Below are 18,144 nucleotides of genomic sequence, written 5' to 3'. Positions count from 1 at the left end.
ACGCCGCCCCTGCCGCGCCCGCCGCTGGCGGCGAGCGTCCACAGCCGATCGCCGATCAGTCGCCGCCGCCAAGCTACCCGCCGGCCGCACTGCGTCGCGGTGATACCGGCACGGTGGTGGTGCGCGTGGAGGTGGATGCCACGGGCTATCCGTCCAATGTCACGGTGATCGAGCGCAGCGGTTCACGCGATCTTGATCGTGCCGCCTCCGATGCCGTGCGTCGCTGGCGCTTCACCCCGGCGCACAGCAATGGCCAGGCCGTGCCGGGAAGCATTGAAGTGCCGTTCGACTTCAAGCCGCAGTAATGCGCTGCAACCATCCTCGTTCGCGCGGCTGTCACGCGCGGCGATTTGGCAACGACTCATCAAGCTGAACCTCGTCGGGAATGCAGTCGCCGCGTTGACGTTGCGGTGACACATCCGCAACCGTTCACGGGCAAGACTGCGGCTGTCACAACGACACCAGGAGTCCGCCATGAGTGTTACCCATGCCCACGACATGCACGCCTCGCCGCAGCACCAGCGCGATGCGACCGATGAACCCGCCCGTCGCGGCACTTCGCCGTGGTTGTGGATGGCGTTGATCGTGGCGATGTTTGCCGCCGCGCTGGTCTGGCTGCGTTACGCCAACCCTGATGACACCAGCACTGCACCGGTCGGCGAGCGCATGCTGCCGGCGACGCAGACCCCGGTAGCCACGACTGCGCCGGCACCGGCTGCACGACAGGCCACCCCGGCCACTACCGCACAGCGCAAGGCCACGCCGGTGGCGCGCAACCGCGAGGCACGCCCGCTGGCCAGCAACACCAAGCCGACCTATCCGGCCTCCGCGCTGCGTAATGGCGTGCAGGGCAGCGTGGTGGCGAGCTTGAACGTGGACCCGCGCGGCCATGTCACCGATGCCAATATCGTGCAGCGCACCGGTTCGCGCGATCGCGATCTGGACCGTTCGGTGTTGAACACCGTGCGTCAGTGGCAGTTCGAGCCGGCCATGAGCAATGGTCGTGCCGTGGCCAGCGTGGTGCGCGTGCCGGTGGATTTCCGCACCGAGCGTTAAGCGGTTGCGTAGACGCGTAACGAAAAGGGAGGCCAATGGCCTCCCTTTTCGTTGGCAATTCGCATGCGGTGCAAAGCACCGGTAGTGCCGAGCCATGCTCGGCAGCCAGGCGACGCACGAAACGGAGCGGAGGAGCGGAAGAGCGGAAGAGCGGAAGAGCGGAAGAGCGGAAGAGCAGCCGAGCATGGCTCGGCTCTACCGTCTGGTTTTTTTTCGATCAGCCTTGGCGGAGACCGAATCCTGCCCCTGTGGCCAGGCCATCGAAATCCGGGAACGAGGTTGCCACGTTGGCGATGTCATTCACGCGCACCTCGCCATTGCTGAGCTGGCCGGCAATGGCAAACGCCATGGCGATGCGGTGGTCGCCATGGCTTTCAATGGTGCCGCTGCCGAGCACGGCACCGCCGTGGATGGTGGCGCCGTCGTCGGTTTCGTCCACCTGCACGCCCAGCGTGCGCAGGCCCGTGGCCATGGCCGCGAGGCGATCGGATTCCTTCACCCGCAGTTCGGCGGCACCGCGCACCACGGTGTTGCCGTGCGCAACGGCGGCAGCGACGAACAGCGCGGGGAACTCGTCGATCATGTCCGGCACGAGCGCTTCGGGAATCTCCGCGCCGTGCAGCGGGGCATATCGCACGACCAGATCGGCCACGGCTTCACCGCCCTGCTCGGCGTGGTTCTCTTCGCTGATATCCGCGCCCATCAGCCGCAACGCGGCCAGCAGGCCGGTGCGGCGCGGGTTGAGGCCGACCGCGCGCAGGCGCAGTGTCGAGCCGGGAATGATGCTGGCGGCCACCAGGAAGAACGCGGCGGACGAGAAATCGGCCGGCACCACGATGTCGGTGGCGCGCAGGCGTTGGCCGCCGCGCAGGCGGGCCTTGCCGGGCGAGAACTCGATATCCACGCCGAAGGCGCGCAGCATGCGCTCGCTGTAGTCGCGGGTKGGGTGCGGCTCGCTGACCGAGGTCTCGCCATCCGCGTACAGGCCGGCCAGCAGCACGGACGATTTGACCTGGGCACTGGCCACCGGCGAGGCGAATTCGATGCCCTTGAGCACCTGCCCGCCGTGCACGCGCAGCGGCGGCGTGCCATCGGCTTCCGTATCGATCTTCGCGCCCATCAGCGCCAATGGACCGGTGACGCGGCGCATCGGCCGGCGCGACAGTGACTCATCGCCCACCATCACGCTGTCGAACGGCTGGGCGGCCAGGAGGCCGGCGAGCAGGCGCATGCCGGTGCCGGCGTTGCCGCAGTCCAGCGGCGCCGACGGTGCCTTCAGCCCATCCACGCCGACGCCATGCACCACGCGCTGCGACGGCGACGGGGTGTCGATGCGCACGCCCATCTGCGAAAAGATGGCAGCGGTGGCGCGGGTGTCTTCGCCTTCCAGGAAGCCATCGATATGCGAGACGCCATCAGCCAACGCGGCGAACATCACCGAGCGGTGCGAGACGGACTTGTCGCCGGGAATGGTCAGGCTGCCCTGCAGGGGCTGGCCCTTGTGGGCGATCCAGTACGGAGAAGCAGTCATCGAAATTCCTAGGGGACGGGCCGCCACGGCGGCGATGCAACGGTGTGCGGAAGTGGCTTCGGCAGCCGCAGGGGCGCCGGGCCGGGCGTAGCGCGCATCGCGGCTACGCCCCGGGGATCAAGGAATGGCAACCGGATAAGAGCCAAGGATCTTGATCTGCGCCGAGTGCGCCTTGAGTTCGGCCAGCGCGGCCTGCATGGCGTCGTCCTCGACATGGCCGGCCAGGTCGATGAAGAAGCCGTATTCCCACTTGGCATTGTGCGAGGGCCGCGACTCGATGCGGTTCATGCTGATGCCGTGGCGGGCGAACGGGCTGAGCACGTCGAACAGCGCGCCGGGCTTGTCGTGGATGAACACCAGCACCGAGGTACGGTCGTGGCCGGAGCTGGGGAAGATGTTGCGGCCGACGACCAGGAAGCGCGTGGTGTTGTCCGCGTCATTCTGGATCGGCTTGGTCACCACCTTCTTCAGGCCGTACACGTGCCCGGCACTCTCGCCACCGATGGCGGCGGCGTCATCGGCATTGCGCGCGCGGCGGGCGCCTTCGGCGTTGCTGGAGACCGGGATCTTCTCGGCCTTGGGCAGGTTGGCGCGCAGCCACGAGGAGGTCTGCATGAACGACTGCGGGTGGCCGTAGACGCGCTCGACATCCTCCAGCCGGCCACTGCGCGACATCAGGTACTGCTGCACGCGCAGTTCCACTTCGCCGCAGATCTTCAGGTTGGAGGTGAGGAACATGTCCAGGGTGATCTGGATGGTGCCCTGCCCCGAGTTTTCCACCGGCACCACGCCGAAATCGGCGTTGCCCGCTTCTACTTCCTGGAACACTTCTTCGATGCTGGCCAGCGGCAAGCCCAGCGCCGAGCGCCCGAAATGCTTGAGCACGGCCTGCTGGCTGAAGGTGCCTTCCGGACCGAGGTAGCCGATCTTCAACGGCTCCTGCTGGGCCAGGCAGGCCGACATGATTTCGCGATACACATGGACCAGCACTTCATCACTGAGCGGGCCTTCGTTGCGGTCCACCACCATGCGCAGCACCTGCGCTTCGCGCTCGGGGCGGTAGTAGTCCACCGCGGCAGCGAGCTTGCCCTTGGCCTTGCCGACCTGGTGGGCGAAGTTGGCGCGCTCGGCGATCAGCGCCTGGATGCTGCGGTCGATGTGGTCGATCTTGGCGCGCACGTCCGACAGCACCGGCGCGGGCAACGCGGCCTCGGGCGTGGACGCGGGCTTGCCGTCAGGCGTGGCCTTGGCGGTGGCCTTGGTCTTGGTCGACGCCGGCGTGGGGGGCTTGGCCTTGGCGACGGGCTTGGCGGGTTGTTTGGCCATCAGGGATTCCAGGTGCAGTGGGGCGGCACGCGCCCCGGTCGAAACGAATGACTCAGCCGTGGCGTTGCTGGAACTCGGCCATGAAGGCGGCCAGCGCCTGCGCGCCCTCCACCGGCATGGCGTTGTACAGCGAGGCACGAATGCCACCGACGGCGGCGTGGCCCTTCAGCGCGAGCAGGCCGGCGGCCTTGGACTCGCTGACGAAGCGCGCGTTGAGGGTGTCATCGGGCAGGAAGAAGGGGATGTTCATGCGCGAGCGGGCGGCCGGCACCACGTCATTGCGGTAGAAGCCGCCGGAGCCGTCGATGGCGCCGTAGACCAGCGCGGCCTTGGCGGCGTTGCGGCGGGCGAACTCCTCCACGCCACCCTCAGCCAGCATCCACTGGAACACCAGCCCAGCCAGGTACCAGTTCCAGGTGGGTGGGGTGTTGAGCATCGAATCGCGGCCCACGTGCGAGCGGTAATCGAAGATGTCCGCGCGCGGCTGGCCGCTGCGCTCGAGCAGGTCCCGGCGCACGATCACCACCGACACGCCGACCGGGCCGAGGTTCTTCTGCGCGCCGGCGTAGATCAGCCCGTACTTGCTGACATCCAGCGGTTCGCTGGCAATGGACGAGCTGAAATCGGCGAACAGCGGCACCTGACCGACGTCCGGGGTATCGCGGAATTCGACACCGTGGATGGTCTCGTTGGCGGTGATGTGCACGTAGGCCGCATCGGCCGAGAGCTGCCAGATGTCGCGCGCGGGGATGTCGTGGAAGCCGTTGGCTTCGCTGCTGGCGGCGATGTGGACGTTGACGTAGGGCTTGACCTGCTTGATCGCGGTCTTGCCCCAGTGCCCGGTGAGCACGTAGTCCACCGTCTGGCCGGGCTGGGCGAAGTTGAGCGCGAGCAGGGCCTGCTGGGTGGTGGCGCCACCGGCCAGGAACAGCACGGCGTAGTCATCGGGGATGCCGATCAGACGGCGCAGATCGGCGTCGGCCTGGGCGGCGACAGCCATGAACTCCGGGCCGCGGTGGCTCATTTCGACAATGGAGGCGCCAGCGCCATTCCATTCCAACATCTCTTCCTGCGCCTTGCGCAGGACCGATTCCGGCAGGGTTGCAGGGCCGGCACTGAAGTTGAACGCGCGCGTCATGTCACACCTATGGGGCAAGACCCCTAGTATGCCGCAGCGCACCAGGCTTGCGGCCTTGCAGCACAAGGCAAATTTGGTTGCAAACGAATCTATCCGACCACCTTCCGGTAGTGCCGCCCGCTGGCCGGCAACCCATGACCCATCACCACAAGTAGTGCCGGCCGCTGGCCGGCAACCCATGACCCCATCACCACGCGAGTAGTGCCGGCCGCTGGCCGGCAACCTCATGACCCCACGAGGACACGCGCCGAGCCGCCCAACAGCCGCCCTACCGCAGACGCGTCAACGTGCCCCGAACCACAGCAGGCCGCTGATGACGGCCGCCAACAGCAGCGAACTGGCCAGCAGCCACGGCCAGCGGCTCACGCGTCGCGGCTTGACCGGCACGGCGGTCGGTGCCGGCAGGTCGAGCAGGTCATCCTCGTCTTCGCTGACGATGCGCACGCGGCTGTCGTGCGGCACTTCCAGCACGAAGCGGTGCTGGGTATCGAACACCAGCTGGTCGCCCGGCAGCAGCCAGCAATGCCGCACCGCCACGCCGTTGACCCGGGTTGATTCACCCGCCCCAAGGTCACGCAGCAGCACGCGGTCGCCGTGCAGTTCCAGCCGCGCATGCTGCTCGGCGAAGGCCGGATCGTCGACGACGATGTCCGCGTCGGCGCTGCGGCCGATCAGGCGCGGGCGGTCCAGGGTGAAGCTGCGGCCGTGGTGCTGGCCTCCGAGTCCGCGTAGCAGGCGCTGCTCTTCGCTGCCGGCGTCGCTGCGCACGGGGGCCTGGTTGGCCGCCTCGCATTCGCCCTGGATGAGCATCTCCACGCCATCGGCGTAGACCGCATCACCGGCCCGCAGCATCGCCATGCGCCGCACCGGGCGCCCGTTGACGTGGATGCCACGGATGCCATTGGCCACCTGCAGCCACAGGCCGCGGTCGTCCAGGCAGAACTGGGCCAGCAACAGGTTGCCGACCGCGTCGTTGCTGAGGCGGACACTGCCCGAGGCGTGGCGCACGATGCGTTGCACCCCGGGCCGCAGGGGCTGGTCGGGCTGTTGGCGATGGGTGAAGTGAACTAGCAGGTTCTGCACGCGGCGAAAGCCTAGCAGGTTGCATGTCATCGAAGAAGAAGTGTGACGCAGACCTTGGAGTTGCGCGCAAGGATGCGCACAATGCACGCCCTTCCCCGCAGCCGCCCGCCAGGAGCCTTCATGTCCAACATCGATATCCGCCACGCCCACACCCTGCCCGCCGATGGCGCGCGCCAGGCGATCGAAGAGGTGGCCGCCAAGCTGTCCGAGCGCTTCGGGCTGCAGAGCAGCTGGGTGGGTGACGTGCTGAATTTCAACGGTTCCGGCGTGGACGGTGCGATCGAACTGCATCCGGGCGCCGTGCGGGTCACCGCCAAACTGGGCTTCCTGCTGTCGGCGATGAAGGGCATGGTGGAGAGCGAGATCCAGCGCGTGCTTCAGGAAAAGCTGGGCTGAACCCCGTCCGCCGCGCTGCGCCGGCCATCACACCGCGCAAAGCCGGCGCTGATTAGCATCCGGGGTGTCCATCAACAGGATCGCCCCATGACCGCACACGACGACTTCGACGACCGCGATACGCGCAGCCCCGGCGACAAGCCCTCGCTGCAGGAACAGGCCGAACGCTTCTCGCGCAAGCTGACCGGTTCGGCCCAGCAGGTGTGGCTGGCCGGGCTCGGCGCCTTTGGCCGTGCCCAGGCCGAAGGCAGCCGCTTCTTCGACAATCTGGTGAAGGAAGGCGAGACCATCGAGGCCCGCAACCGCGAAGAAGCTGGCGACGCGCCGCGCTGGCGCGACAACGTGGAAGAACACCTGGGCGAAGCGCGCGAAAAGGCCGCCGGTACCTGGGACAAGGTGGAGAAGGCCTTCGACGACCGTGTCCAGGGCGTGCTGAAGCGCCTGCACATCCCCACGGCCGAAGACGTGGCCGCGCTCAATGCGCGGATCGATGCGCTGAACGCGCGGGTCAACCGGGCCGAGTCGCGCAACAACTCCCCCAATGCCGACCCGGCTCCGGGCAGCCACCAGTCTCCGGGCGGCGCCTGACTGCCGCCCCACCCCGACTCCACCGAATGTTGCAAAGCAGCACCGCTTTGTTGACAATCGGAATCGACCCGCCAATCGCTGTTGCGCCGTTTGTTCCCTCCCCTCACGGCTATGGATTGGCGGGTTTTTTGTGCCCGATAGCCTGACAAACTGAGACGCCTGTCACCGGGTACGCACGCGGTGCCGCTGGACCTGCATTGATGACGTTCCGCAGACGCCCGCCAGCGCATATAAACTGTCTACGCACCCCCGCGTTCAACCTCAGCGCCTCATGTTCTCCTGGATTCTCGCGTTACTGTTGGCCCTCATCGTCTGGACGCTCTGCGCCGCCTGGTTCTGGCTGGTGAAGCGACGCCGCAAGGAGACCCGGCTGGGCCTCAATGCCCTGGCAGGCATGCACTGGCGTGACTTTTCCGAGATCGTGCGGCGTGCCATGCGCGAGCAGCGCGGCCTGCAGGACGTGCCCGGCGAAGTGGACGACAGCCGCGAACCGCGCAGCGATTTCCTGATGCAGGACGCCCAGCAGCAGCGCTGGCTGCTGTCGTGCAAGCACGGACGCGCGTACCGGATCGGCACGGCGGCGGTGAATGAGCTGGGCGCCGCCGCGCGGTTGGCTGGCGCCCGCGGCGGCATCCTGATCACCGAGGGCATGGTCGAGCGCGATGGCCGCAGTGCCGCCGAGAAGCAGGGTGTGGAAGTGCTGGACGGGCACCTGCTGTGGCCACTGCTGCAGCCCTACCTGCCCGGCGATATGGAATCGCAGGTCAAGACCGCCGCGCGCCGTGAGGCGATCCGCCGCATTTCGATTGCCGCACTGGGCTCGCTGACGCTGGGGCTGCTGGTTGGCATGGGCTACCTGACCTCGCGCATGGATCACGCCACGGTGGCCGAGACCGAGGCGCCCGCCCGTGCCGCTGGGGCCACGCCTGCCGCATCTGTGGCGGCGCAACCCGCGCTTTCGCCGGCTACGCCGGACCCCGCGCCCGCCACCGCGATCGCCGCTGCACCTGCCGCCGGCACCCCGGGCATCCTCGGCGACGACGCCGATCCGGACCCGGCCACGCTGGCGCGCTACCAGAAGGAACTGGCCCGCACCCTGACCACCCAGCCGGGCGTGCTCAGCGCGTTCTGGTTGACCCGGCAGACCCTGGCGGTGAACCGCAACGACGAGATCGACACGATCTGGCCGCGGGTCTGCACCGAAGTGAAGCGCTACCCGTCACTGCGCACGGTGCGCATCCAGCTCAACCCGCGCGTGGGCGTGGACGAGCCGGTGCGCTGGCGCCAGTGCGCCACGCTGTGAACCAGCACGGGTAGATCGGCCACTCGGAACCGCGCGCATGGCGGTCCCCGCAACGGCAGCGACAGCCGCTAGCGCCCGCCGGGCGCGAAGCGCGCCACCAGGTCCCAGGCATCGCCGAGGAACATCTGCCTCACACAGGTGATCGGCTGCTCGCCGCGCCAGGTCAGCCGGTCGATGACCAGGCAGGCGGTCCCCGGCTTGACCTCCAGCAACGCGGCGGCCGCCTCGTCGGCGCCCCAGGCACTGATGCKGTGCTGGGCGCGCGTCCAGGACACGTTCTGCAGCAGCCAGCTGCCCGGCGCGGTGGTGTCGAAATCCACGTCCAGCACTTCCGGCACGCAGACCGGGCTGATCAGACGGTGTTCCAGCGCGAACGGGCGACCGTCGGCGCGGTGCAGGCAGCGGATCGCCAGCAGCTTTTCGCCACCGGACAGGGCCATCTCTTCTTCAGCCTGCGCACGCGGCCGGCGATAGGCCCGCTCCAGCAGCTGGTAGCCATAGACATGCCCGCGCGCGGCCACGGCCATGGCGATATCGGGGATTTCCAGCGCCACCTGCTCCAGATGCGGCGGCTGCCGGGCCACGAAGGAACCGGCACGGCGACGGCGCTCGATCATGCCGCTTTCGGCCAGCGCGGTCAGCACCTTGTTCACGGTCATCCGCGAGCAGCCGTACTGCTCCATCAGCTCGTGCTCGTAGGGGATGCGGAACCCCGGCTGCCACTGGCCGCTGAGGATGCGGCTTTCCAGTTCGGCGCGGATGCGCTGGTTGAGGGTTTCTGCTTTCTTGCCCGTCACTCGGGAGTCCTGGAAGGGTGCGACCGGCACTCAGCCGGCCGACAACAACGTACGCAATGCATCGGCGAAACGAGCGGCCACTGCGTCACGCTGCAGGTGACGGCCCTGCTGGACCAGCTGGCGACCTTGGCGCCACACCGAACGCACCGCACCATTACGTGCGGCGAACACCCAGCTGTCAAGCAAGGCATCGCCGTCACGGGCGATCAGCGCCGGATGCGACGGATCCAGCTCCACCACGTCGGCCGGCGCGCCCGCCTGCAGCCCGCTGGCCACGCCCAGCGCCTGGCCGGCGCCGTGCAGCGACTGTTCGAACAACCAGCGGCCGCTGGACTGGCCATCGCCCGGGGCCAGCACGTTGCGCCCGCGTAGCTGCAGGCGCTGCCCATATTCGAGCAGGCGCAGTTCCTCGGCCGCATCGATCAGCACGTTGGAGTCCGAGCCAACCCCGAACCGGCCGCCGGCCCGCGCGAAGGCCTGCATCGGGAACAGACCGTCGCCGAGGTTGGCCTCGGTGATCGGGCACAGGCCCACGACCGCGCGGCTGGCCAGGATACGGCGCACTTCATCGTCATCCACATGGGTGGCATGCACCAGGCACCAGCGCGCATCCACGGCGGCATGTTCATACAGCCAGCGCACCGGCCGCAGCCCGCTCCACGCCACGCAGGCATCAACCTCGCGGGTCTGCTCGGCGATGTGGATGTGCACCGGGCCGGTGGTCAGCGGCAGCAGCGCCGCCAGCTCATCGCCGGTGACCGCGCGCAGGCTGTGCGGAGCGATGCCGAGCACCGCGTCGTCCATGCCTTGGAGTGCGCGGGCGCAGCCCTGCAGCAGCTCGGCAAAGCCGTCCACGTCGTGGATGAGGCGGCGCTGGGCCGGATTGGGCGGCGCGCCACCGAAATCGGCGTGCGCATAGAACACCGGCAACAGGGTCAGGCCGATGCCACTGCCCTGCGCGGCCGCAGCAATGCGCTCGGCCATTTCGGCACGGTTGGCATACGCGCTGCCGTCGGCGGCGTGATGCAGGTAGTGGAACTCGCCGACCCGGGTGAACCCGGATTCGAGCATCTCCACGTAGGCCTGCTCGGCGATGGCCTGCACCGCGTCGGGCTGCAGGTGCGCCAGGAAGCGATACATCAGCTCGCGCCAGCTCCAGAAGCTGTCACCGCTGTTGCCGCCGATTTCGGTCAGCCCGGCCATGCCGCGCTGGAAGGCATGGCTGTGCAGGTTGCCCAGCCCCGGCAACGCAATGGCCAGCGCGGTATCACCGGGTTGCGCCGGCACCCCGGCGCTGACCTCGGCCAGCGTGCCGTTGGCGCAGACGATGCGCACATCGCGGGCCCAGCCCTGCGGCAACAGCGCGTGGGCGGCGTGGAAAACGAGCGGCGGCGTCAGAGCGGAGACGGGGGTGGCTGGCATCACTGGACATCCCGGAAGTGGCGCCTATATTGTATAGACATATAAGCCGATGTGGTTGCTGCCATGCACTGTGACACCCTCTGGTACAACGCCCACCTGATCACCGTCGATGGCCCGGACTTGGGGATTATCCAGGACGGTGTCATCGCGGCCACCGATGGGCGCATCGTGCATGTGGGTGCAGCCGGTTCAGAGGCACACCTGCAACCGGGCCAGCGCATCGACGCTGGCGGGCGCTGGATCAGCCCTGGCCTGATCGACTGCCACACCCACCTGGTCTACGCCGGCAACCGCGCCGGCGAATTCGAACAGCGCCTGCAGGGGGTGAGCTATGCCGATATTGCCCGTGCCGGCGGTGGCATCGTGTCCACGGTGCGCGCCACCCGCGCGGCCAGCGAATCCGACTTGCTGGCCGCCAGCCTGCCACGACTGGACGCGATGCTCGCCGAAGGCATCACCACGATCGAAATCAAATCCGGCTACGGCCTGAGCCTGGACGATGAGACCAAGCAGTTGCGCGTGGCCCGGGAGCTCGGCCAGCGGCGTGCGGTCGAGATCGTGCCGACCTTCCTCGGCGCGCACGCGATTCCGCCGGGGCGCGAGGCGCAGGAGTACATCGACGAGGTCTGCAACGTCATGATTCCGGCGGTGGCCGCGCAGGGCCTGGCTGAAGCGGTGGACGTGTTCTGCGAAAACATCGCCTTCAGCACCGCACAAGCCGAGCAGGTCTTCGCGGCCGCGCAACAGCATGGACTGGCAATCAAGATCCACGCCGAGCAACTCAGCAACCAGCACGGCGCCGCCCTGGCTGCACGTCATGGGGCGCTGTCGGCCGACCATATCGAACACCTGGATGCCGACGGCATCGCCGCGATGGCCGCCGCCGGTACCGTGGCGGTACTGCTGCCAGGCGCGTTCTATTTCACCCGCGATACCACCCTGCCCCCGATTGCCGCACTGCGCGCCGCCGGGGTGCCGCTGGCGCTGGCCACCGATTCCAACCCGGGCACCTCGCCGCTGACCAGCCCGCTGCTGGCCATGAACATGGCCGCCACGCTGTTCCGCATGACCGTGGACGAGTGTATCGCCGGCTTCACCCGTGAAGCGGCGCGCGCACTGGGCCGCCATGAGCGCATCGGCCGGTTGGCGGTTGGCCTGGACTGCAATCTGGCCCTGTGGGACATCGAGGCACCTGCCGACCTGGTGTACCGCATGGGCTTCAACCCGCTGCACGCGCGCGTGATGCGCGGCGTATCCGTCTGACCCTTGTGATGTCTGGAGATTCCATGAGTACTACCCTGACCCTGCAGCCCGGCGCGGTGACGCTGGCGCATTGGCGCGCGATCTTCGACGGCGCGCGCGTGCGCCTGGACCCGTCTTCGGCTGCGGCGGTGCTGCGCAGCGCGCAGACCGTGGCCGATATCGTGGCCAAGGGCGACCCGGTCTATGGCATCAATACCGGATTCGGCAAGCTGGCCAGCGTGCGCATCGAGCGCGATGACCTGGAAACCCTGCAGCGCAATATCGTGCTCTCCCACGCCGCCGGCGTCGGTGAGCCAATGCCCACACCGGTGGTGCGGCTGATGATGGCGTTGAAGCTGACCAGCCTGGCCCAGGGAGCTTCCGGCATCCGCCCGCAGACGCTGGCACTGCTGGAAGCGTTCCTGCAGCACGGCATCGTGCCAGTGATCCCCTGCCAGGGCTCGGTCGGCGCCTCGGGCGACCTGGCGCCGCTGTCGCACCTGGCCAGCGTGATGATCGGCGTGGGCGAAGCGTTCTTGAACGGTGAGCGCCTTCCCGCCGCCGAAGCGCTGGCGCGCATCGGGCTGACCCCGCTGGTGCTGGGCGCCAAGGAAGGTCTGGCGCTGCTCAACGGCACCCAGTATTCCACCGCCTACGCACTGGCTGGGCTGTTTGCGATCACCACCGTGTTCCATGCCGCGCTGGTCACCGGCGCGCTGTCGGTCGAAGCGGCCAAGGGCTCGGACACCCCCTTTGATCCGCGCATCCACCAGATCCGCGGGCAGCGTGGACAGATCGCCACCGCCGCAACGCTGCGCACGCTGATGCAGGGTTCGGCCATCCGCGAATCGCACCGCGACAACGACGTGCGCGTGCAGGACCCGTACTGCCTGCGCTGTCAGCCGCAGGTGATGGGCGCGGCGTTCGACGTGATGCGCCAGGCCGCCACCACGCTGGCGATCGAAGCCAACGGCGTGTCCGACAACCCGCTGGTGTTCACCGACACCAACGAGGCACTGAGCGGTGGCAACTTCCACGCCGAGCCGGTGGCCTTCGCCGCGGACATGCTGGCGATGGCGATCTGCGAGATCGGCTCGATCAGCGAGCGCCGCACCGCGATGCTGGTCGACCCGGCACTGTCGGGCCTGCCCGCCTTCCTCACCCCGAAGCCAGGCTTGAACTCGGGCTTCATGATTCCGCAGGTGACCGCCGCCGCGCTGGTCTCGGAGAACAAGCAGCGCGCCTACCCGGCCAGCGTTGATTCGATCCCGACCTCGGCCAACCAGGAAGACCATGTATCGATGGCCGCACATGGCGCGCGTCGGCTGCTGGCGATGGCCGAGAACGCGGCCAACGTGGTCGGCATCGAACTGCTGGCTGCCGCGCAGGGCTGTGATTTCCACGCCCCGCTGCGTTCCAGCGACGCGCTGGAAACCGTGCGTGCGCGCCTGCGCGCGCAGGTGCCGACGCTGCAGGACGATCGCTATTTCCATCCGGACATGGTGGCCGCCACCACGCTGGTCCGCAGCGGCGCGGTGGCCGAAGGCCTGACGCACCTGCTGCCGCAGGTGGAGCCGCTGGCATGACCCTGCACCCGGAATGGTTGCAGGTGCACGAAGGCGAGGCGCCATTGATCGTCAGCTTTCCGCACACCGGCAGCGAGCTGCCGCACGACCTGATCGACCGTTACCACTCGCCGTGGCTGGCCCGGCGCGATACCGACTGGTGGGTGCACGATCTGTACGACTTCGCGCGCGGCATGGGCGCCACCACGGTGCGCTCGGCGATTTCGCGTTCGGTGATCGACCTCAACCGCGATCCCAGCGGCGTGTCGCTGTATCCCGGGCAGAACACCACCGGGCTGTGCCCGCTGACCACCTTCGACAACCAGCCGCTGTACCACGCGGGCATGGAACCGGACGAGGCGGAAATCGCGCGCCGTCGCGACACGTATTTTGCGCCCTACCACGATGTCCTGGCCGCGCAGATCGCGCGGCTGCGCCAGCGCCACGGCACCGTGGTGGTGTATGACGCACACTCGATCCGCTCACACATCCCGCACCTGTTCGACGGCGAACTGCCGCAGTTCAACCTGGGTACCGCCGGTCCGTCCGGTACCGTGGACACCTCCTGCGACAACACGCTCAGCGACGTGGTGGAGAACCTGTGCCGGATCAGTGGCCTGCCCCACGTGCGCAACGGGCGCTTCAAGGGTGGCTGGATCACCCGTCACTACAGCGGCATCCCCGCTGGCGTTCACAGCCTGCAGATGGAGCTGGCCTGCCGTGGCTACATGCACGAGCCGGCCCCGGACCAGGTGGACGAACACAGCTGGCCCACCCCGCTCGACCCCGACCACGCCGCACCGCTGCGCCACACCCTGGCGCAGGTGCTCAACGCCTGCCTTGCATTCGCTACGAACCGGAGCGCCGCATGACCCGCAACGACCCGACCCGCACCATCATCGCGCCCACCGGCACCACCCTCACCGCCAAGAGCTGGCTGACCGAAGCGCCGCTGCGCATGCTGATGAACAACCTGCACCCGGACGTGGCCGAACGCCCGCAGGAACTGGTGGTGTACGGCGGCATCGGCCGCGCCGCGCGCGACTGGGAGAGCTTCGATGCCATCGTGGAAACGCTCACGCGCCTGGACGACGACCAGACCCTGCTGGTGCAGTCGGGCAAACCGGTGGGCGTGTTCCGCACCCACGTGGATGCGCCGCGTGTGCTGATCGCCAATTCCAACCTGGTGCCGCGCTGGGCCAACTGGGACCACTTCAACGAGCTCGATAAAAAGGGTCTGGCGATGTATGGCCAGATGACCGCCGGCAGCTGGATCTACATCGGTGCGCAGGGCATCGTGCAGGGTACCTACGAGACCTTCGTGGAGATGGGCCGCCAGCATTACAACGGCAGCCTGGCCGGCAAGTGGCTGTTCACCGGTGGGCTGGGCGGCATGGGCGGCGCGCAGCCGCTGGCTGCGGTGATGGCCGGTGCCTCGTGTCTTGCGGTGGAATGCCGCAAAAGCAGCATCGAAATGCGCCTGCGGACCGGCTACCTGGACACCTGGACCGACGACCTGGATGAGGCGCTGCGCCTGATCGAGGAATCGTGCACCGCCAAGAAGCCGCTCTCGGTGGGCCTGCTCGGCAATGTCGCCGACGTGCTGGACGAGCTGCTGGTACGCGGGGTCAAGCCGGACCTGCTGACCGACCAGACCTCAGCGCACGACCCGGTCAACGGCTACCTGCCGCAGGGCTGGACCGTGGAGGAATGGGACGACAAGCGAGTGTCGGCACCGAAGGGGGTGGAGAAGGCCGCGCGCGAATCGATGGCCAACCACATCCGCGCCATGCTCGCCTTCCACGCGTTGGGCGTACCCACCGTGGACTACGGCAACAACCTGCGCCAGATGGCGCTGGAAGAAGGCGTGGAAGACGCGTTCGATTTCCCCGGCTTCGTGCCCGCCTACATCCGCCCGCTGTTCTGCCGGGGCATCGGCCCGTTCCGCTGGGTGGCGCTCAGCGGCGATCCGGAGGACATCGCCAAGACCGATGCCAAGGTCAAGGAGCTGATTCCGGACAACCCGCACCTGCACCGCTGGCTGGACATGGCCGCCGAGAAGATCAAGTTCCAGGGCCTGCCCGCGCGCATCTGCTGGGTTGGCCTGGGCGACCGTGACCGGCTCGGCCTGGCCTTCAACGAGATGGTGGCCAGCGGCGAACTGAAGGCACCGGTGGTGATCGGCCGCGATCATCTGGACAGCGGTAGCGTGGCCTCGCCCAATCGCGAAACCGAAGCCATGCAGGATGGTTCGGACGCGGTCTCCGACTGGCCGTTGCTCAACGCCCTGCTCAATACCGCCAGCGGCGCCACCTGGGTGTCACTGCACCATGGCGGTGGCGTGGGCATGGGCTTCTCGCAGCATGCCGGCATGGTGATCGTCTGCGACGGCACCGAAGCGGCCGCCAAGCGCATCGCGCGCGTGCTGTGGAACGACCCGGCCACGGGCGTGATGCGGCATGCCGATGCCGGGTATGAGATCGCGGTGGAATGCGCGAAAGAAAAGGGGCTGGATCTGCCGGGGATTCTGGGCTGATCGAGCGGCGTTCCGACCAACGTCGTGACCTGCCGGGGATCGCGGCGTAGCTGCGCCGTGGGTGGTTGCGCTTTGATCGGGCATTGCGTGCAGCCACCCGTGGGGTGGCTCTACCTGGCGGGACCTCCCCCGGTAGAGCCACCCCATGGGTGGCTGCGCTTTACCCGTACTCCATCACCGCATAATGCGGATGTGCATCGGCCAACGGCAGGTGGGGCCCGGCGGTCAAGCGCCTCCGCCCCAACGCTTGGCCCTTGACCCGCGCCGCAGGTCCAACCAGAGTTGGCGCTTGCAACCAATGAGGCAAGTGTCGTGCGTACTTCCGTGTCCGAGCGCACCATGATCCGTCCTCTGCGCGCTGCAATGATCTTGCTCTGCCTTCTGTCGGCTGTCGTGTCGGCAGCCCCTGTGGCCTTGTCTTCCCAACTCGACGCGCAGTTGCAGACCAACCGCGAACGCTACGGCATCGCCGGCCAGGCGGTACTCGTCGCGCACAACGGCGCGGTCGTCTACGAGGGTGCCAGTGGTGAGCGCGACCCGGCCTCCCACGCCCCAGCCGCCGTCGATACCGTCTTCGCCGCACAGTCAGTCGCCAAGCTGTTCACCAGTACGCTGGTGATGCAATTGGTGGAACAAGGAAAGGTAGCGCTGGACGCACCCGCCAGTCGTTACGTACCCAACCTGCCCGCGCCGTGGCAGGCGATCCGAGTGCGCGACTTCCTCAACCACAGCTCCGGGGTGGCCGAGTACTACGACCGGCAGGGCGACCGTCTGATCAGCAAGGGCTACGACGGGCTCGCGCCGACCCTCGCCGCAGCCCTGGCCGTGGCCGGCGCGGCCCCCATGCAGTTCGCACCCGGCAGCCAGGTCCGCTACACCCAGGTCAACTACCTCGTGCTCACCGCCCTTCTCGAAGCGCACTACGGCAAGCCCTATCCGGCCATCGCGCGCCAGCGCATCCTGCAGCCGTTGAAGTTGCGCAACACCTGGCTCGGGCAGGCAGGCGTACCGCACGATCGTGTTGCCGCGCCCTACATCGGCGAACACGGTCAACTGCACCAGGCCAATGAACAACCCTGGCCTGATTACGGTTGGGGCCATGCCGACCTGCAGACCACCGTGGGCGACATGAACCGGTTCCTGCAGGCCCTGGCTACCGGCAAGCTGTTGCGACCGGCGACGCTGGAGGCGCTGTGGCAGCCGCAGACACTGGCCGACGGCGGCGTCAATTTCTTCTCCAGCGGCTGGGATAGCAACCGCAACGACGGCTACACCCAGGTCGGCCACGATGGTGGTACCCGGGTCCGCGCCCGCCTCGCCTACAAGGGCACGCTGGCCGACGGCTACTGGGTGTTCGTGTACTTCACCAATGGCAGCGCCCGCAACGTGTGGTCGAGCACGCTGGTGGACAGCACGATGGCCGTGGCGGCACAACAGGCGTTCCCGCATGCCGTGCTGTCCGAACGATTGATTGGCTATGCCTTGGACAGCAATGCCGGCGCCGAGACGGCGCTCCGAGCATGGCTGCGCGATGACAGCGGTATCCCCGACGACGAGCGCGAGCGCGTAATCAACGCCACCGGTTACGCCATCCGCGAAAATCTGGGCGCGCGCCCGGCGTTGAAGGTGTTTACCCTCAACAGCGCGTTGTATCCGGACTCGGCCAATGTGTGGGACAGCCTGGCCGACTGCCATGCCGCGCTCGGTGACAAAGAAATCGCCGAGACGCTCTACGCGAGATCGCGCGCGATGGGCAAGCCGGCATCTGGCGTCGGGCCCGCTCGGCCCTGAAATGGACAGACGCGCAGGCCAGGGAATGCATGGGACGCAAGCAACGAGGTCTTCTCGACCCCCTGGTCAAATGGCCCTCATACGCCATCGTCGGTGCCGCGCGCCTGGTTTCACCACGCTGCTGGTTTTCCCGCTTCGCTGACTTGTGGCCTCCGCTGGCATCGCGACCCTGCAGACGCTGTAGCGCGCCGCTGGTGGAGGGTCGCAACCGCAGAACCGGCGAGATGTTCATGGGCTGCAGTCGCTTTCCCGCCTGTCGCGGCTGAGGGCTGCGGATTTCCGTCGATCTGGTGCACGTTCAACCGGCGGGACGACGTGCAGCCGAGCATGGCTCGGCTCTACCCGGGGCCGGTGCCGGCCGATGGCCATA

Annotated in this window: 16 protein-coding genes; 10 read left to right on the top strand and 6 right to left on the bottom strand. The window is 67.8% G+C overall.

What is annotated here, in order from left to right; all coding sequences use genetic code 11:
- Nucleotides 1-305 (top strand): energy transducer TonB (locus AC1DR7_RS09755; protein WP_478076465.1); only part of this gene is annotated, 305 nt, incomplete at its 5' end.
- A gap of 169 nt (nt 306-474) precedes the next feature.
- Nucleotides 475-1,056 carry an energy transducer TonB gene (locus tag AC1DR7_RS09750; protein ID WP_457320517.1) on the top strand — a complete coding sequence of 194 codons (582 nt, stop codon included), beginning with the start codon at nt 475-477 and terminating at the stop codon, nt 1,054-1,056.
- 217 nt (nt 1,057-1,273) lie between these two features.
- Here AC1DR7_RS09750 and aroA read toward each other — a convergent pair whose 3' ends face one another.
- The 4 genes from aroA to AC1DR7_RS09730 all read right to left on the bottom strand — a co-directional run bounded on the left by aroA (nt 1,274) and on the right by AC1DR7_RS09730 (nt 6,134).
- Entirely contained in the window at nt 1,274-2,587 is a 1,314-nt protein-coding gene (aroA, locus tag AC1DR7_RS09745) for a 3-phosphoshikimate 1-carboxyvinyltransferase (RefSeq protein WP_457320515.1), read from the bottom strand.
- A 117-nt stretch (nt 2,588-2,704) separates the two neighbouring features.
- Complete coding sequence (gene pheA, locus AC1DR7_RS09740) at nt 2,705-3,913, bottom strand: prephenate dehydratase (RefSeq protein ID WP_457320513.1); 1,209 nt, start codon at nt 3,911-3,913, stop codon at nt 2,705-2,707.
- Between the two features lie 52 nt (nt 3,914-3,965).
- Nucleotides 3,966-5,051: a 3-phosphoserine/phosphohydroxythreonine transaminase gene (gene serC / locus AC1DR7_RS09735; protein WP_478051421.1), complete on the bottom strand. Its 1,086-nt coding sequence runs from the start codon at nt 5,049-5,051 to the stop codon at nt 3,966-3,968.
- Nucleotides 5,052-5,333: 282 nt separating this feature from the next.
- The gene (locus AC1DR7_RS09730; RefSeq protein WP_256774497.1) at nt 5,334-6,134 is read right to left on the bottom strand and encodes an FHA domain-containing protein; all 801 of its coding nucleotides are present in this window, start codon (nt 6,132-6,134) and stop codon (nt 5,334-5,336) included.
- 120 nt (nt 6,135-6,254) lie between these two features.
- Between AC1DR7_RS09730 and AC1DR7_RS09725 the strand changes: the two genes are divergently transcribed.
- The 3 genes from AC1DR7_RS09725 (at nt 6,255) to AC1DR7_RS09715 (ending at nt 8,421) form a co-directional block, all read left to right on the top strand.
- Nucleotides 6,255-6,530, top strand: a complete 276-nt coding sequence (locus tag AC1DR7_RS09725; protein ID WP_457318973.1) for a polyhydroxyalkanoic acid system family protein — start codon at nt 6,255-6,257, stop codon at nt 6,528-6,530.
- A gap of 87 nt (nt 6,531-6,617) precedes the next feature.
- Nucleotides 6,618-7,118: a phasin family protein gene (locus AC1DR7_RS09720; RefSeq protein WP_256774499.1), complete on the top strand. Its 501-nt coding sequence runs from the start codon at nt 6,618-6,620 to the stop codon at nt 7,116-7,118.
- 271 nt (nt 7,119-7,389) lie between these two features.
- Nucleotides 7,390-8,421, top strand: coding sequence for a restriction endonuclease (locus AC1DR7_RS09715; protein WP_457318974.1), 1,032 nt, complete (start codon nt 7,390-7,392; stop codon nt 8,419-8,421).
- A 68-nt stretch (nt 8,422-8,489) separates the two neighbouring features.
- On the opposite strand, the gene hutC is transcribed toward AC1DR7_RS09715, so the two are convergent.
- Both hutC and AC1DR7_RS09705 read right to left on the bottom strand, forming a co-directional pair.
- Nucleotides 8,490-9,218, bottom strand: coding sequence for a histidine utilization repressor (gene hutC, locus AC1DR7_RS09710; RefSeq protein WP_478076464.1), 729 nt, complete (start codon nt 9,216-9,218; stop codon nt 8,490-8,492).
- Between the two features lie 30 nt (nt 9,219-9,248).
- The gene (locus tag AC1DR7_RS09705) at nt 9,249-10,640 is read right to left on the bottom strand and encodes a formimidoylglutamate deiminase (protein WP_457318975.1); all 1,392 of its coding nucleotides are present in this window, start codon (nt 10,638-10,640) and stop codon (nt 9,249-9,251) included.
- Nucleotides 10,641-10,703: 63 nt separating this feature from the next.
- Between AC1DR7_RS09705 and hutI the strand changes: the two genes are divergently transcribed.
- The 5 genes from hutI to AC1DR7_RS09680 all read left to right on the top strand — a co-directional run bounded on the left by hutI (nt 10,704) and on the right by AC1DR7_RS09680 (nt 17,774).
- Nucleotides 10,704-11,903 (top strand): imidazolonepropionase, encoded by a 1,200-nt coding sequence (gene hutI / locus AC1DR7_RS09700; RefSeq protein ID WP_457318976.1) that lies wholly within the window; start codon nt 10,704-10,706, stop codon nt 11,901-11,903.
- Nucleotides 11,904-11,926: 23 nt separating this feature from the next.
- Complete coding sequence (hutH, locus tag AC1DR7_RS09695) at nt 11,927-13,468, top strand: histidine ammonia-lyase (protein ID WP_457318977.1); 1,542 nt, start codon at nt 11,927-11,929, stop codon at nt 13,466-13,468.
- On the top strand, nt 13,465-14,319 hold the full coding sequence (gene hutG / locus AC1DR7_RS09690) for an N-formylglutamate deformylase (protein ID WP_478052783.1): 855 nt from the start codon (nt 13,465-13,467) through the stop codon (nt 14,317-14,319). The genes hutH and hutG overlap by 4 nt, the downstream gene beginning before the upstream one ends.
- Entirely contained in the window at nt 14,316-15,983 is a 1,668-nt protein-coding gene (gene hutU / locus AC1DR7_RS09685; protein WP_478051884.1) for a urocanate hydratase, read from the top strand. Before hutG ends, hutU begins: the two co-directional genes overlap by 4 nt.
- A 339-nt stretch (nt 15,984-16,322) precedes the next feature.
- On the top strand, nt 16,323-17,774 hold the full coding sequence (locus tag AC1DR7_RS09680) for a serine hydrolase domain-containing protein (protein WP_478051885.1): 1,452 nt from the start codon (nt 16,323-16,325) through the stop codon (nt 17,772-17,774).
- Nucleotides 17,775-18,144: the final 370 nt, after the last annotated feature.

It is taken from the genome of Stenotrophomonas sp. P5_A9, from assembly GCF_056400525.1.
Note: the sequence above shows the minus strand (reverse complement) of the source record. Positions and strands in the feature narration are given on the sequence as shown.